Consider the following 14210-nt stretch of genomic DNA (forward strand, 5'->3'; position numbering starts at 1 on the left):
TCCCTCTCCCGTTTCGGGAGAGGGCCGGGGTGAGGGTGACAGGCGGCTCCGGCGCCCTGTTTCAGAATAAAAACGGCAGAATATAATGATGCGGCGGGCTGTTCCGTTCATTGGCGGGAAACTCCCTCTCCCGTTTCGGGAGAGGGCCGGGGTGAGGGTGACAGGCGGCTCCGGCGCCCTGTTTCAGAATAAAAACGGCGGAACATAGCGATGCGGTGGGCTGTTCCGTTCACTTTGCGTCACTGCTTCTCTGTGGATTCACCGGTTCCGCAACCGACATATAAAAATACCCTTCAGGTAAGCGGAACCTTCTCCTGCGCTACATAATCACCCAGAAGCCAGGGCAGCCGTCGGTAACTTCAGCTTCACGATAATCCGCGATGAACCTTTTTTATTGCGCCTCTTGCGTTGGGCGTCTGAATGGAAACAGGGGAAAGGACGGTCGCTTTGCGGGAAGGGAAAGAAAACGGGGCCGTATGCAAGAGCCCCGCCCCGGCGCCCGATAGTGCGAATATTGGTTAGCCGGGCTGCGCATAATACCTTGTTGACGTAGGGAATCCAGATGTCGGGTGATAGTTTCAGACTTTTTAGCGCAAGCAGATGTCAGTATCCCTGAAAAATGCATTGTTCTGCTTCCCTTCCTGTTGGCTTCACATATTCTGCTTACGCCGATCTCAATTCTCTAATCACTTCCAGAAATGATGCCAGCAGGGGAGAGGGGTCATCATTTCTATATATGCAATTCAGCTCGACGGAATTTAATGCACTATCTTGCAACTTGCGAAACACTACGCCGGGAAGCTGCAGATAGGTTCCGGAATGCGTCGTGATACCAACGCCAAACCGGCTCGCGACCAGGGTGATACAGCTCATAACATCGTCGACCTCATGCTCAATTTTCAGACGTAATCCCTTATTACGAAACGCGGCATAGATCTCGTGGCGTAGACCGTATGGTGAGGCATTAGGGTAAAGGATTAACGGTTCTGATTGTAAATCTTCCAGGCTAATTTCAGGAAGGTGGCACAGAGGATGAGACTCGTGAAGCGCGACAAAAACCTCTTCTCTGGATACCCAATCAATCAAAATATCAGGCGCCTCCAGGGGAAAACGACAGAACCCGATATTTAGCTGTCTTTTGTGTAGAGCGGAAACCTGCTCCAGCTTGGACAGATTGTGCAGGCATACTTTTACGCAGGGAAAAGCCTGGTGATAGCGTTCCAGAATCTTAAGCACGCTTTGTAGTCCACCAAAGTTGAACAGCCCTACATCAAGGCGGCCACTGTAGCCGCTCGCCGTTCTTAACACCTGTTCAGAGGCAATATCGGCAAGAGAAAGAATCGTTACTGCATAGTCGTGGAGCGCATGCCCGGCTGGGGTTAATTCAATTCCTTTTGGCTGACGAAGAAATAGCCTGGCGCCAAGACTTTCTTCAAGCTGCATGATAGCTCTGCTGAGAGGGGGTTGAGTGATATTCAGCCGGTTTGCTGCTCTGTGGAAGTTTAACTCTTCCGTCAGAACAAGAAAGGATCGCAGGTGCTGTAAATTCATGACAGAAGAATCTCCGTTCGATACCTAAAAGGTATCGGCTGAGTAATATTACGAATTAGACGGTATCAGAGCAGAATACTACTATGGCTTCATGTTTCCTAATCCTGAGGGATTTATGAAAATTATTGGTATTGAAGAGCACTGGATCTCCCGCAAATTCGCGGGTTTCTATCCGGCAGAAGGCCAGCCTGGTCAGGATGCCCCGATTGATGTTTTGACTAATATAGGCCAGGGACGGATCGACGTCCTTGATAAAGAAGGGATTGACATTCAGGTACTGGGACACGGCATGTTTCCTGCCACTACGGCACCTTTGGCTGATATACGGGAAACGAACGATCAGGTCGCCGAGGCGATAGCCCGTTTCCCAACGCGTTTTGCCGCATTTGCGGCGCTACCTCTGGCAGATGCCAGGATTGCTGCAGAAGAACTGGAACGTACTGTGGTGAATTACGGGTTTAAAGGCGCGATGATCAACGGAACAATTGACGGAAAATTCCTCGATAACCCGATTTTTGAACCGTTACTGGCCAGGGCACAGGCGCTGGATGTTCCCCTCTATCTCCATCCTGCCTATCCGGTACCCGCGATAAGCGATATATATTATAAGGGTGAATTCAGCGATCTGGTGGGGTTCACCTTAGGGTCAACAACGGCGGGCTGGCACTGGGAAGTTGGGTTGCATGTACTTCGAATGATTGTTTCCGGTGTCTTCGATCGCTATCCCAATTTGCAAATTATCATTGGTCATCTGGGGGAGCTGATCCCATTCTTTTGGGAGCGTATAAAATTCTGGCTGGAACCGAGAGCCACAGGGCTAAAGTATCCGGTTCGTGAGTATTTCTTCCGTAATATACATGTCACAACCAGTGGGTATTCCACGCTGCCTCCCTTTATGCTGGCGCTGGAGATATTTGGTGCGGACAGAATTATTTTCTCGGTAGATTATCCGTTTAATCCGATACGGCCCGCGGTGGAGTTTCTGAAAAAGTTACCGGTTAGCAAGGAAGAGCAGCTAAAAATAGCGAGTGGAAATGTTTCTAAGCTTCTGAAAATAGAATAGGCATACAAATTTAGCGCCAGACATAAGTCTGTGCATATGCCTGCAATCATTGAGGATGCATGATTTTGACATGCCAGAGGATCGTGTTGTCGCCTGCGAAGATATTTACCACTGAACGACAAAAGGAGCATTTTCATAACTCCACTCGTGATGGTAGGGGACATGAGAGTATCAACGCTGTTTTTCTGGTTTATCTAGCCTTGCGCTCGGCTATATAGCAGGGCGTTCAGGGATGCAATATTTGAATTTTTCGGCCAGATGCTACCGGGAATAGCGGGCTTTCTGACGACTCGATTTAACAATAGGTGCTCAAATCCGCGTTCTGAACTTTATTGGGTATATAATTATTTTTAATAAAATTGAAATCCTGTTAAGAGGCTAAAAACCATGAGCAACACAGCGAACATCAAAACGGGTAAAATAAAAACATCTGACAAAGCATTTAAAGTGCGGCGAATTGTAACGGGTGAGAAAAATGGTCGTTCCTTAATAACCTCCGATGATATTGTCAAAACAACCGTCGCAATGAATGATATACCCGAGTTTGTGACAACGGATGTCTGGAAAACAAATACGTTTCCAAATGATTATGTTGATGATTTTTCTGAAGATAGTGAATATAGCTTTTCTTTAGAGCCCACTCCTCACGGAAGTATATTGCGTTTAACAGAATTTATTCCTAATGAAGATCTCATCAAGCAGAGTGGCGTATCATCGCCTCAATTCCACACAACGGATACGGTGGACTATGGTGTTGTGCTTCGAGGGGAAATCACGCTACTGACTGATACCAGTGAAACTTTAGTCAGGCAAGGCGATATCGTGATCATGCGTGGTGTCAATCATGCATGGGTAAATAACTCAGCGCATTCAACTTTAATGCTATTTGTGTTGATGGCGGGTAAGCAACGATAAACAGCGATTGATTTTGTATAATGATTAATGCGAAAGATAGGATTACACATGAAAGCAGAAGATGTTATAGGAACCTGGCAATTAACAAGTTATCAGTTAAAAGATAATTTTGGTAATTTAGTATTTCCCTTCGGTGAACACGCCCAGGGGTTTCTTATTTATAATAAAAGCGGTTATGTTACTGCGCAGATTATGAAGCCGGGTCGGGAAAAATACGACGGTAAGAGCTTATTTGATGGCAATGACAAAGTGTTAGCTGAATCTGCACGTGGTTATATTTCTTATGTTGCCAGGTATACCGTAAATGTAGCAGATAACACAGTAACTCATGATATTATTCTGAGCTTAAACCCTGGATTGATTGGTAATTCCCAAAGACGTTTTGTGAACATGAGTGAAGACTTATCCACACTAGATATTATTTCTGAAATTGATGGTGCTAAACTTTCGTGGCGGAAAGTGCTAAACGCTCATGAAGAGTATTAATTCAGACCCGATCTGACAGTTACCGGTTATTTATACAGGTATCTGTCAGATTACATCAGCTTAGCTTTTTCTCAGCCCGGAAGCGCTTTCCATTAAGTAATGTTTCCATGGCGTCCGATCACAACAGTTGCCCCGTACTCCGCTCGGAAAGATATAATTCCCGGCAGGGAAAAGGTTCTGTATCTGCAAGGGTATATATACAGTGCATGCCTGAAACAGCTGTATAGTTGGAAGCCTGCGCCAGGCTGTACATTTCAGGTAGCGCAGGCAACCGGTAGTCCTAAGATTGGGAGTTGTTTTTGTGGGCAATTTCTTACATCTTATCCAGCACGCTGAATCTGACGCGGCGCTGCTGTCCCGGCTGGCGGCGCTCTATGGCGCGGTGAGCAAGCCAACCAACGGATTCTGGTTATTCCTGGAGTATGGCGCCGGCCAGACGGTATCGGGTCGCGAAATGGTTGAAGTTACGATCACGCCTGAGATGGTATCCCGGTGGAACTATTCAGAAAGGAAGCGGGACGGGGCGCAGTCTACGGCGAAAAAGAAAGGTAAGGTGACGGTTAACTATTTCGACCCGGCCAGCGGCGAGATTAAAAGCCACGAAGTGGAGCACGACGGCACGGACAAGATACATCCCCACACCCAACCGGATCAGAGCCATGCGCAGCAGAACGCCGCCGCGAAGGTGAAGCGGGTGGAAAAATCCGGGCGAAAAATGTCACTGACCATGCCGGTGGTGCCAGAGCTGGTGAAACTGACGGCAGAGAGTCGGATCACAACGCAGGGGTTTGGGGTCAGGGAAGATCACAACTGGCTGACAGAGAGCCTGCAATTTTCGATGTCTGAAAGCGGTTTTACGCTGGAAATTGACCTGGCAACGGATATTTCGCAGAAAGGGGAGAAGGGGAAGAAAGGGACGCTGCCAGCGGTGGATTATTTTGGATAGATAGCGGTACTGCTGTTACGCTATCATGTCAACATACCCTTTATGATGAAGAGGATTTTGTATGAAAAAAAGGATTTTGCTGTGTGCATTGTTGGCCCTGTCTGGAGTAGTGCACGGGACTGAGCCGGTTTATACAGGGCCGGATTGTTCACAAGGCGATGGAAAAGACGAAATTATTTCTGTGGTTCATACAGCGTTAATTTCCGGGTTGGGTGATATCCCTAAGAGCGATAAAGCCAGAATAGAAAAGCAAGATAAATATATAAACTCATTTGATGTGGGAAATAAATCACTGAGTTTCTTAGTCAAAAGACTGGCATCTGAAGAAATGAAACAAAAAGATGTTCTGGAAAAACTGGTCATGTTTAGCTATGACAAGAAACATCCGGAAGATATCAAACCTGGCGGCATGCTTTATGAACGATATATGAATAAGAAAGTATATAATCAATTCTATGAGATAAAAAGCAGCAATGGTATTATAGCTATATCAGAAAGGTATGCAATTCCATCTGCAATCGGAGGTGACAATCTGTCATATGAATGTTCTGATATCGGACGTGTTTTTATTGTTACCGATGTGTTTTAATTAAACATCCCGCATAATATGCGGGATGTTATTATATGTTCAGTAACTGCTTTGCTTTGTTAAGTGCTCTGCGGCGCTCAGGCTTTCCGTTTATCCCTCCATTTACCCTGTGGCATATTTCGTCAAAGTTGTCTGCATCAGCCAGGAAATTCAATCCACGACTTTTCCAGAACATGCAGGACGTTCTTACAGCTAATGATAAATCTTTAGCCACTATCTCGGGATTACCCTCTAAATCCTGATGGATTTGATCACCATAACGGCGATAATTTTCTCTGCCGGTCAGATGTAACAATCCTCGCCCTATGTATTTTGGCCCATCCCCTGGAAACTTATTACCAACCCGCCTACCTGCATTTGTTGTTGGTTCATATTCGAGTCCACCTTTAGCGGGGCGCTCTGTCAACCATAAGAAGTAGCCAGTTTCACAGCATGCTTGTGCGAGGAAATGCGCAACCCGAAGTTTGTTTTTATTAATCTCATAAACAGAAAACCAATGATTAATATGAAAGGGAAGCGCGTGAAAATTGGCTTGTTGTGCGACTGCTCTTCCCCTGTTACTTCTGTATGGCAATGAGATGCCCATTAGTAATTGAGGGGTTACTGTAATCATGCTGTTGTTCTCTCGCTCCATGAGTCGGTAAACTGCACATTACCATCACAATATTTCCATGTGATTTTTTCATAGCGTAATGACACATGTTCAACATGGTTAGTCTTGTCTTCGTTTACCATTGAAGGAGAAACCGAAACCACCTTTACCCCCTCCAGCAGCATATTAAAATATTCGACTTCCTGCCCGGCGTCGTTAATTTTATACCATCTGATTTCGGCGGAATGCAGGCGCTGACCGGTTGCGACCGCCTTATAGAGATAGGGAGAGGACGAATCAAACACCTTTTCCAGATTCATTGCACCATGAATACGGGTTCCCGTTAGTTTTCCGGTAGCGTCATCGGTGGGAATTCTTAGGGAATGTCCGAAACTAATGATTTCGATACTGCCATCTCTGTCTATCACATCAACGGAGCCTTTGATATCCGCGCCGCCATCATCTTTAAGCCACATATAAGCCGGAATTGCCATAGTTAACCTCTTTATCCATGTTGTTATTAAGGTTTTAAATTACACAAAACATCATTCTGTTAGCAAGAAAAAAGTGGGTATTCAGGTTCACTCAAAGACGTACCAGAGGATTAATAGCAGCTAACAACCATTGATTTTTAGTGGGTAATAATCAGAATTTTCATTCAAAGAAATGAATGACAGATGTTAAAGAGGATGGATTATGGAGGAAGTTGCAGGCTTTCACGTGACAGGGTTTCACCATCGTTTCACCATGTTAAAACGATGTAAAAGAAAAAAGCAGCCATAAGAGGCTGCTTTTTCCTGGGAATTTTGGTCGGCACGAGAGGATTTGAACCTCCGACCCCTGACACCCCATGACAGTGCGCTACCAGACTGCGCTACGTGCCGATTCAGTGGGGCTAATACTACCGTTTTATTCGCTGAATGCAAGGGGCTGACCGTCTGAGTGAGTTATAAATAATCAATCAGTTAGCAATAAAGCGTTTTTCATCGGTCAGCACCTGCAGCAGCAGACTCAACTGCGGTCGCTCCTGCTTCAGCTCTTCTCCTTTGCGGTTCCAGACTTTGTAATTACCGTTGTTATCCAGCACCAGCGTCATCTCCGGCGTGGTAATGGATAACGTATTGCTGTCGGCACCCACAACCCAGTTATTGCTGCGATTAGCGGCAAAGAGATCTTCGCCCTGTGAGTATTCCCAGGCCGGTGTCCGCACGTGCAGCAGACGCTGCATCAGGGTTGTCATCAGATCCCGATGGTCGGTCAGACGCGTGACCTGCTGGGCAGGGGTGCCGGGCCAGTGGATAACCATCGGCACCTGAATCCGGGCGCGGGACCAGCCGAAGCTGTCGCGCTGCTTATCCAGCGGCACGCCGTGGCTACCGGTAATAATGACCACGGTGTTATTCAGCTTGCCGCTGCGCTGTAGCGCATCCAGCACGCGGCCAATCTGACCGTCTACATTGCGCGCGGCCTGAGTATAGCGACGCGTGAAGTTTTGCTGATTGCTCTGTTCATCGACACGGGTGCCGTTAAACGAGATCCATGAGAACCAGCGGTTATCCTCGTTGGCATACTTGCCCAACCAGTTAATCCACTGGCTGGCGGTCTGCGAGTCCGGCTGATTGTGGGCGGGCGGCAGCGAGAAGTCGGAAAGCAGCGCCTGGCGATACAGCGGATTACCGAAACCGTCGGAGGCGAACAGGCCCAACTGATAGCCCTGCTGATTGAGCGCGCTGATCAAGGCGGCCGGCGTACGGGAAGAGAGCACGCCGTCCATATAGGCGGGCGTGATGCCGTAGAACAACCCGAATATACCGCCATCGGCATTGTTGCCGGGGCTCATATGCTGAGTAAAGTTCACATTCTGGCGGGCGAATTCCGCCAGCTGCGGCATGGTTTTCTCAAAGTCGGAATAATTCAGCCCGTCTACCGTAATCAGCAGAACGTTATGGCCGGCGCCCATATCCCGGTAGCTTAGCGGGCCGAGCGGATACTGAACTGCCGCCGCTTCCGGATTCCCCTGTTCCACCAGGCGACGCTCATACTCCTGGGCATCCAGCAGACCGTGTTTCTCAAGGAAACGGCGGGCCGTCATTGGATAAGAGAGGGGCAGATTGGCTCGCTGCATGGTGATCGGGCGATAAAAATTGGCATCGGCCCAGATATACATCAGATGACTGGCGAAGAAGGAGATGCAAAACAGCGTGGCCAGCGGCTTACCGTAGCGATTACGACGACGGCTAAGGCTACGCAGCTTTTGCCAGCTCCAGGTGGCGAACAGCATCTCGACAAGCAGTATCACCGGCACACCGATAAACATCAGTTGCCAGTCGCGGGCCATCTCGCCCTGGTCGGGATTAATCACCAGCTCCCAGACCACGGGATTCAGGTGCAAATGAAAGCGGGTAAAGACTTCGCTGTCGATCAGCAATAGCGTCATTCCCGCCGTGGCGAAAGCCACCGACAGAAAGCGCATCAGGCGCTGCGACATCACCACAAAGGTGAGCGGAAACAGAATCAGCAGGTAGGCGGCGAACACCAGAAAGCTAAAGTGCCCCGCCAGGCTGAACCACGAGTACAGGCGACCGGTCAGCGTACCCGGCCAGTCAGCGGCCAGCAGATACCGGCTACCGAGCAGGATTGCCACCAGAATATTGAACAGAGCAAACCAGTGCCCCCAGCTAATCATCTGGGAGACTTTTTCGCGGTAGCGCTGACGGTTAGTCACCATAACTCGTTAACATTATTCCTTAATGAGCTTTATCTTCGCGAATAGAGGCGTTCAGCGCCTCGGCGAAGGAGCGGGCCAGAACACGCCGCTGGTTTGGTGCCACACTGCTGTTAATCAGGTTGGTGACCATATTCCCCAGAACCATCAGGGAGAGATCGGTCGGCGCATGATGTTTCTCAAGCACCTCAACCAGTTCGCTGAGCAGCGCTTCAACGCGTTCGTCACTATAGCGGGATGTTTGCGGCATAAAAATCAGTTATCAGTATGTTTCCGGAAAGGGAGCATCTTACCGTAGACGTCGGGCTTTTTCTGCTTTTTTATCACGGTTGCAGCCAGCGGCCAATCGTGGCTGAATACCCGGCGCCTTTATGCGCCGTTGGTGGGCCTGTGGCAATGATCGCCAGCGGCGCTCATGTATAATGGCGCAATACAGCCATATCAGGAGAGTTTAACATGAGTCTGGATATCGACCAGATAGCCTTGCACCAGTTGATTAAACGCGATGAGCAGACGCTGGAGCTGGTTCTCAGGGACAGCCTGCTGCAGGAAAGCCCGGCGGTGGAAGAGATGATGGCGGAACTGCACCGGGTCTATAGCGCTAAAAGCAAAGCCTATGGTCTGTTCAGCGAAGAGAGCGAACTGGCGGATGCGCTGCGTTTGTGTCGCAAGGGCGAAGAGGATTTTCTGGGCTTCAGCCGTGCGGCGACCGGCCGGCTGCGCGACGAGCTGGCGAAATATCCGTTCGCCGATGGCGGTATTGTCCTGTTCTGCCAGTATCGCTATCTGGCGGTGGAGTACCTGATGGTGGCGGTACTGAACAACCTGAGCAGCATGCGGGTGAACGAGCAGCTCGATCTCAGCACCACGCACTATCTGGACATCAATCATGCCGATATCGTGGCGCGTATCGACCTGACCGAGTGGGAAACCAATCCGGAATCCACCCGCTATCTCACTTTCCTGAAAGGGCGGGTAGGGCGCAAGGTTGCCGACTTTTTTATGGATTTCCTGGGGGCCAGCGCCGGTCTGGATGCCAAAGCTCAGAATCGCGGCCTGCTACAGGCGGTGGACGACTATACCGCAGAGGCGCAGCTGGATAAGAGCGAGCGCCAGAACGTGCGTCAGCAGGTATACAGCTATTGCAGCGAACAGCTGCAGGCCGGAGAAGAGATCGAACTTTCTTCCCTTTCTCAGGAATTGCCGAACTTCGGTGAAAAGAGCTTTCAGGAATTTACCGCCGAGCAGGGATACGAACTGGAAGAGAGCTTCCCGGCGGATCGCAGCACGCTGCGTCAGCTCACCAAATTCGCCGGTAGCGGCGGTGGCCTGACCATTAACTTCGACGCCATGCTGCTGGGGGAACGCATTTTCTGGGATCCGGCGACCGATACCCTGACCATAAAAGGGACGCCGCCGAACCTGCGCGACCAGTTACAGCGTCGCACTTCCGGGGGCTGAATCCCGGGCATAAAAAAACGCCGCATTATGCGGCGTTTTCCTTTTCGGCGACCCGGCGATTACGCGCGCAGGAAGTCGATGTGAGTCAGTTTCGGCTTGAACGGGTGACGCTGTACAGCCTGAACTTTGACTTTCTCTTCTTTACCGTCAACAACCACGGTCAGTACTTCAGTGTAGAACGCTTCGTTCTTCTGAGTGTTGATAACCTGGTCGTGATCCAGCTCGATAGCTACCGGGGAGGCTGAGCCGCCGTAGATGATTGCCGGGAACTTGTTAGCTGCGCGCAGGCGGCGGCTCGCACCCTTACCCTGCTCTTTACGTACTTCTGCGTTGATAGTAAACATTGATGTCTCTCTATATATAAATCCTGTTACAGGCGACCCAGCAACAGGCGAATGTTCTGCCCTGCGGCTGCAGAGCGGGCTGCATTATAGCGGCAAGAGGCTTGCGCGGCAACGGAAACCGGCGCTGCGGGAAAAAGCATGCCGGCAACTTTAAACTATCCGGTATCTGGAGTAGCATCTGCGCGCAATAATTGACGAGTATGATGGCTCCGCTGGCGCGGAGGGATTCGGAGTAAAGTAAGTGTTTGCTGAGTTTGGGGTTTTGAATTTCTGGACCTATTTCTTTGGGGCGGTATTTATTGTGCTGGTGCCGGGGCCGAACACTCTGTTCGTCCTGAAAACCAGCGTGGCCCATGGCGTGAAGAAAGGCTACCTGGCGGCCAGCGGCGTCTTTACCGGCGATGCGGTGCTGATGTTTATGGCTTACGCGGGGGTGGCGACCCTGATTAAGACCACGCCGGTGCTGTTTAGCGTGGTGCGCTACCTGGGGGCGATTTATCTGCTGTACCTGGGGGGCAAGATGCTGTACGCCACCTTTATTAACAAAGGGAAAGGGCAGGCGTCGGGGCATGATGCGGTGCCGGGCCGTGCGATTCTGCGCCGTTCGCTGGTGTTGAGCATGACCAACCCCAAGGCGATTCTGTTCTACGTCTCTTTCTTCGTGCAGTTTATCGACGTTAAGGCTGCGCATCCGGGTATGGCCTTCTTTATTCTGGCCTGCGTCCTGGAGCTGATAAGCTTTACTTATCTGAGCTTTCTGATCTTCTCCGGCGCCTTTGTTACCCGCTATGTGCGTACCCGTACCCGGTTGGTTAAGCTGGGCAACGCCCTGACCGGTATGCTGTTTGTCGGTTTCGCGGCGCGGCTGGCCAGTCTGCAATCCTGATCGCGGATTCAGCGTTAGAGTTCGTTAGCGCGTCGGAAGCGGCCCTGATAGTCGAAAACCTTTTCCCGAACCTGCCACCAGGCGCCTTTTTTGCGAGCGACGACGAAGTCAGGGTGGCGCAGCGTTCGCTGCTGTGCCACTACGTCATCCAGCGTCATCCAGGGGAGGGGGACGCCGGGTGTGCGGCTGTGGGGGCGGATAAACAGTAATTCAAAGGCGGTGCGCTGAGCCCGGGAGCTTACCCGGAAGCGTTCGCTCACCTCGGCGCCGTCCTCATCGTAATAAGTCACTTTCAGCCAGGGGCCTTTGGCGTCGCTGCCCTGTGCCAGGACCATGCCGCTACAGCGCAGCACCAGCGCGTCTTTTAGCTTTAGCGCCGCCTTTAGCATATCGTCGGGATCCACCAGTACCTGGCCGCACTCATGGCAGCGCCGGGCGGCGATATCATTTTCAGCATTACAGTTGGGGCACTGCTTAAAGCGAAAGCGGTAGCTGCACTGCTCGCGTTGGCCATCGTCGTCTTCGAACCAGCCCTGGCAGCGGCGCCCGAAGTGTTCGATGAGGGTGCCATCGGCAGCGGTTTTGCCCCAGAAGATGTTGGCGAAGCCGCAGTCGGGGCAAAAAACCTGCACCGGGACGTTATCGCTTTGCTTACGCGGTGTGCCCACTTCCGGGGCGTAGAGATCGTGCGGATTCCCGGCATAGTCGAGGATCAGGCAATTCTCTTTTCCGGGAAACAGCCGCAGGCCGCGACCCACTATCTGCTGATAGAGGCTAACCGACTCGGTAGGGCGCAGAATGGCTATCAGATCGACATGGGGAGCATCGAAGCCGGTGGTCAGCACCGAAACGTTCACCAGATAGCGAAACTGCTGGCGCTTAAAGGCGTCGATAAGCTGGTCGCGTTCAGGGCCAGGGGTTTCGCCGGTAATCAGGCGAGCCCGATCGGCGGGCAGCAGCCCGGTCACTTCCCGGGCGTGTTCTACCGTGGCGGCAAAGATCATCACGCCCCGGCGGTTTGCTGCGAACGTTTCTATCTGGCTGATGATATGAGGCGTAATTCGTCGCTGATCTTTCAGCTCGCGGTTGAGATCGCTTTCACTGAACAGCCCGTTTTCCCTGGCCTGCAGGCGGCTGAAGTCGTACTGTACCACCGGCATATCCAGACGCTCCGGTGGCGTCAGATAGCCGTGTTTTATCATATAGCGCAGCGGCAGTTCATAGATGCAGTCGCGAAACAGCGCTTTTTCGTCACCGCGCACCATACCGTGGTAGTGGAACTGATAGATCCAGCCTTTACCCAGACGGTAAGGGGTGGCGGTCAGGCCCAGCAGGCGCAGGCGCGGATTGGCATTTTTCAGATGACTGATAATTTGCTGATACTGACTCTTCTCGTCATCGCTAATGCGATGGCATTCGTCGATAATCAGCAGGGAAAATTCTGCGCTGAAATGGTCAGGGTTACGGGCCACCGACTGAACGCTGCCGAACACCACCTTTCCCTGACTTTCTTTACGCTGCAGTCCGGCGGCGTAGATGTCAGCTTCCAGCCCCAGAGCGCAATATTTGGCGTGATTCTGGGCCACCAGCTCTTTGACATGGGCCAGTACCAGTACCCGGCCGCGAGCCAGCCGCGCCAGCTCGGCGATAACCAGACTCTTACCGGCCCCGGTGGGCAGCACGATAGCGGCGGGAGCGTCATGATGGCGGAAGTGCTTCAGCGTGGCGGCGACCGCCTCCTGCTGATAGGGGCGTAAACGAAAAGACATAGCGCAGGCATTGGGTGAAACATCGCGGTATTATGCCATAACACCGCGTCAAAATGGGGTTTTCCTGCGCTTTTACCGAAGGCGCGAGATCGCTATACTGACCCACTGATTTACCATTTCTTGTATCCGCGCCGCTGCGGCCGGTATCTGCAACAGACAGGCATAATAATTTCATGCGACTTGATAAATTTATCTCCCGGCAGTTGGGCGTCAGCCGCGCCATTGCGGGGCGAGAACTTCGCGCCCAGCGGGTCACCGTTGACGGCAATGTGGTCAGAGACGGCGCCTTTAAGCTTCAGCCGGAGCATCAGGTAGCCTTTGATGGCAATCCGCTCGTTCAGCAGAGTGGCCCGCGTTATTTCATGTTGAACAAACCCCAGGGCTATGTCTGCGCCACCGAAGATCCCGATCATCCGACGATTCTTTATTTCCTGGATGAGCCGGTGGCCCATGAGCTGCACGCCGCCGGACGGCTGGATATCGATACCACAGGGCTGGTGCTGATGACGGATGACGGCCAGTGGTCGCACCGTATTACCTCGCCGCGCCACCACTGCGATAAGACCTACCGGGTACAGCTTGAATCGCCGCTGGCGGAAGATATCGCCCACCAGTTTGCCGAAGGCGTACAGCTTAACGGCGAGAAAGCGCCGACCCGACCGGCGCAGCTGGAAGTGATTACCCCTACCGAAGTGCTGTTGACCATTAGCGAAGGACGCTACCACCAGGTGAAGCGGATGTTCGCCGCCGTGGGTAATCACGTCGTGGCGCTGCACCGGGAGCGTATCGGCGCTATTACGCTCGACCCCGATCTGGCGCCGGGGGAATATCGTCCTCTGACCGCAGAAGAAATCGCCAGCGTCGGATTACCGCCGCGTTAAAT

15 protein-coding genes and 1 tRNA gene are annotated in these 14210 nt (G+C 51.6%); 8 read left to right on the forward strand and 8 right to left on the reverse strand.

The features are described 5' to 3' along the window. Positions 1–663: 663 nt before the first annotated feature. Positions 664–1551, reverse strand: coding sequence for a LysR family transcriptional regulator (locus V3W49_RS10915; RefSeq protein WP_500145413.1), 888 nt, complete (start codon positions 1549–1551; stop codon positions 664–666). A gap of 115 nt (positions 1552–1666) precedes the next feature. Between V3W49_RS10915 and V3W49_RS10920 the strand changes: the two genes are divergently transcribed. The 5 genes from V3W49_RS10920 to V3W49_RS10940 all read left to right on the forward strand — a co-directional run bounded on the left by V3W49_RS10920 (position 1667) and on the right by V3W49_RS10940 (position 5550). Beyond that, positions 1667–2614: an amidohydrolase family protein gene (locus V3W49_RS10920; protein WP_500145414.1), complete on the forward strand. Its 948-nt coding sequence runs from the start codon at positions 1667–1669 to the stop codon at positions 2612–2614. Positions 2615–3001: 387 nt separating this feature from the next. After that, entirely contained in the window at positions 3002–3529 is a 528-nt protein-coding gene (locus tag V3W49_RS10925) for a cupin domain-containing protein (protein WP_500145415.1), read from the forward strand. Positions 3530–3577: 48 nt separating this feature from the next. Then, positions 3578–4015 (forward strand): lipocalin-like domain-containing protein, encoded by a 438-nt coding sequence (locus tag V3W49_RS10930; protein WP_500145416.1) that lies wholly within the window; start codon positions 3578–3580, stop codon positions 4013–4015. Positions 4016–4316: 301 nt separating this feature from the next. Beyond that, positions 4317–4961, forward strand: a complete 645-nt coding sequence (locus V3W49_RS10935) for a hypothetical protein (protein ID WP_500145417.1) — start codon at positions 4317–4319, stop codon at positions 4959–4961. 61 nt (positions 4962–5022) lie between these two features. Beyond that, positions 5023–5550: a hypothetical protein gene (locus V3W49_RS10940; RefSeq protein WP_500145418.1), complete on the forward strand. Its 528-nt coding sequence runs from the start codon at positions 5023–5025 to the stop codon at positions 5548–5550. 31 nt (positions 5551–5581) lie between these two features. Here V3W49_RS10940 and V3W49_RS10945 read toward each other — a convergent pair whose 3' ends face one another. The 5 genes from V3W49_RS10945 to V3W49_RS10965 all read right to left on the reverse strand — a co-directional run bounded on the left by V3W49_RS10945 (position 5582) and on the right by V3W49_RS10965 (position 9117). After that, positions 5582–6163 carry a glycoside hydrolase family 19 protein gene (locus V3W49_RS10945; RefSeq protein WP_500145419.1) on the reverse strand — a complete coding sequence of 194 codons (582 nt, stop codon included), beginning with the start codon at positions 6161–6163 and terminating at the stop codon, positions 5582–5584. Beyond that, positions 6160–6636 carry an Hcp family type VI secretion system effector gene (locus V3W49_RS10950; protein ID WP_500145421.1) on the reverse strand — a complete coding sequence of 159 codons (477 nt, stop codon included), beginning with the start codon at positions 6634–6636 and terminating at the stop codon, positions 6160–6162. The genes V3W49_RS10945 and V3W49_RS10950 overlap by 4 nt, the downstream gene beginning before the upstream one ends. A gap of 313 nt (positions 6637–6949) precedes the next feature. Continuing rightward, positions 6950–7026 (reverse strand) — tRNA-Pro (locus tag V3W49_RS10955). Between the two features lie 77 nt (positions 7027–7103). Continuing rightward, complete coding sequence (gene yejM / locus V3W49_RS10960) at positions 7104–8870, reverse strand: LPS biosynthesis-modulating metalloenzyme YejM (protein ID WP_500145422.1); 1767 nt, start codon at positions 8868–8870, stop codon at positions 7104–7106. Between the two features lie 19 nt (positions 8871–8889). Then, positions 8890–9117, reverse strand: coding sequence for a YejL family protein (locus V3W49_RS10965; RefSeq protein WP_500145423.1), 228 nt, complete (start codon positions 9115–9117; stop codon positions 8890–8892). 206 nt (positions 9118–9323) lie between these two features. On the opposite strand from V3W49_RS10965, the gene yejK reads away from it, so the two are divergent. Next, the gene (yejK, locus tag V3W49_RS10970; protein ID WP_500145425.1) at positions 9324–10328 is read left to right on the forward strand and encodes a nucleoid-associated protein YejK; all 1005 of its coding nucleotides are present in this window, start codon (positions 9324–9326) and stop codon (positions 10326–10328) included. A 59-nt stretch (positions 10329–10387) separates the two neighbouring features. On the opposite strand, the gene rplY is transcribed toward yejK, so the two are convergent. Further along, a complete protein-coding gene (rplY, locus tag V3W49_RS10975; protein WP_500145426.1) occupies positions 10388–10672 on the reverse strand; it encodes a 50S ribosomal protein L25 in 285 nt (94 codons plus the stop codon). A 241-nt stretch (positions 10673–10913) separates the two neighbouring features. Here rplY and leuE point away from each other — a divergent pair, with 241 nt between their 5' ends. Then, positions 10914–11558 (forward strand): leucine efflux protein LeuE, encoded by a 645-nt coding sequence (leuE, locus tag V3W49_RS10980; RefSeq protein ID WP_500145428.1) that lies wholly within the window; start codon positions 10914–10916, stop codon positions 11556–11558. A 14-nt stretch (positions 11559–11572) separates the two neighbouring features. Here the strand turns inward: leuE and radD are convergent, their stop codons facing one another. Further along, a complete protein-coding gene (radD, locus tag V3W49_RS10985; RefSeq protein ID WP_500145429.1) occupies positions 11573–13327 on the reverse strand; it encodes a DNA repair helicase RadD in 1755 nt (584 codons plus the stop codon). Between the two features lie 173 nt (positions 13328–13500). Between radD and rsuA the strand changes: the two genes are divergently transcribed. Continuing rightward, the gene (gene rsuA / locus V3W49_RS10990; RefSeq protein WP_500145430.1) at positions 13501–14208 is read left to right on the forward strand and encodes a 16S rRNA pseudouridine(516) synthase RsuA; all 708 of its coding nucleotides are present in this window, start codon (positions 13501–13503) and stop codon (positions 14206–14208) included. Positions 14209–14210: the final 2 nt, after the last annotated feature.

This window comes from Rosenbergiella sp. YN46, assembly GCF_036620675.1.
Taxonomy (GTDB): Bacteria; Pseudomonadota; Gammaproteobacteria; order Enterobacterales; family Enterobacteriaceae; genus Jejubacter.

Excerpts from the sequence above, each read along its gene's own strand:
- V3W49_RS10915 (WP_500145413.1), bottom strand. The coding sequence starts at position 1,551 with ATGAATTTACAGCACCTGCGATCCTTTCTTGTTCTGACGGAAGAGTTA.
- radD (WP_500145429.1), bottom strand. The coding sequence starts at position 13,327 with ATGTCTTTTCGTTTACGCCCCTATCAGCAGGAGGCGGTCGCCGCCACG.
- V3W49_RS10940 (WP_500145418.1), top strand. The coding sequence starts at position 5,023 with ATGAAAAAAAGGATTTTGCTGTGTGCATTGTTGGCCCTGTCTGGAGTA.
- V3W49_RS10965 (WP_500145423.1), bottom strand. The coding sequence starts at position 9,117 with ATGCCGCAAACATCCCGCTATAGTGACGAACGCGTTGAAGCGCTGCTC.
- rsuA (WP_500145430.1), top strand. The coding sequence starts at position 13,501 with ATGCGACTTGATAAATTTATCTCCCGGCAGTTGGGCGTCAGCCGCGCC.
- V3W49_RS10925 (WP_500145415.1), top strand. The coding sequence starts at position 3,002 with ATGAGCAACACAGCGAACATCAAAACGGGTAAAATAAAAACATCTGAC.
- yejK (WP_500145425.1), top strand. The coding sequence starts at position 9,324 with ATGAGTCTGGATATCGACCAGATAGCCTTGCACCAGTTGATTAAACGC.
- V3W49_RS10930 (WP_500145416.1), top strand. The coding sequence starts at position 3,578 with ATGAAAGCAGAAGATGTTATAGGAACCTGGCAATTAACAAGTTATCAG.
- V3W49_RS10920 (WP_500145414.1), top strand. The coding sequence starts at position 1,667 with ATGAAAATTATTGGTATTGAAGAGCACTGGATCTCCCGCAAATTCGCG.
- V3W49_RS10945 (WP_500145419.1), bottom strand. The coding sequence starts at position 6,163 with ATGATTACAGTAACCCCTCAATTACTAATGGGCATCTCATTGCCATAC.
- yejM (WP_500145422.1), bottom strand. The coding sequence starts at position 8,870 with ATGGTGACTAACCGTCAGCGCTACCGCGAAAAAGTCTCCCAGATGATT.
- V3W49_RS10950 (WP_500145421.1), bottom strand. The coding sequence starts at position 6,636 with ATGGCAATTCCGGCTTATATGTGGCTTAAAGATGATGGCGGCGCGGAT.
- rplY (WP_500145426.1), bottom strand. The coding sequence starts at position 10,672 with ATGTTTACTATCAACGCAGAAGTACGTAAAGAGCAGGGTAAGGGTGCG.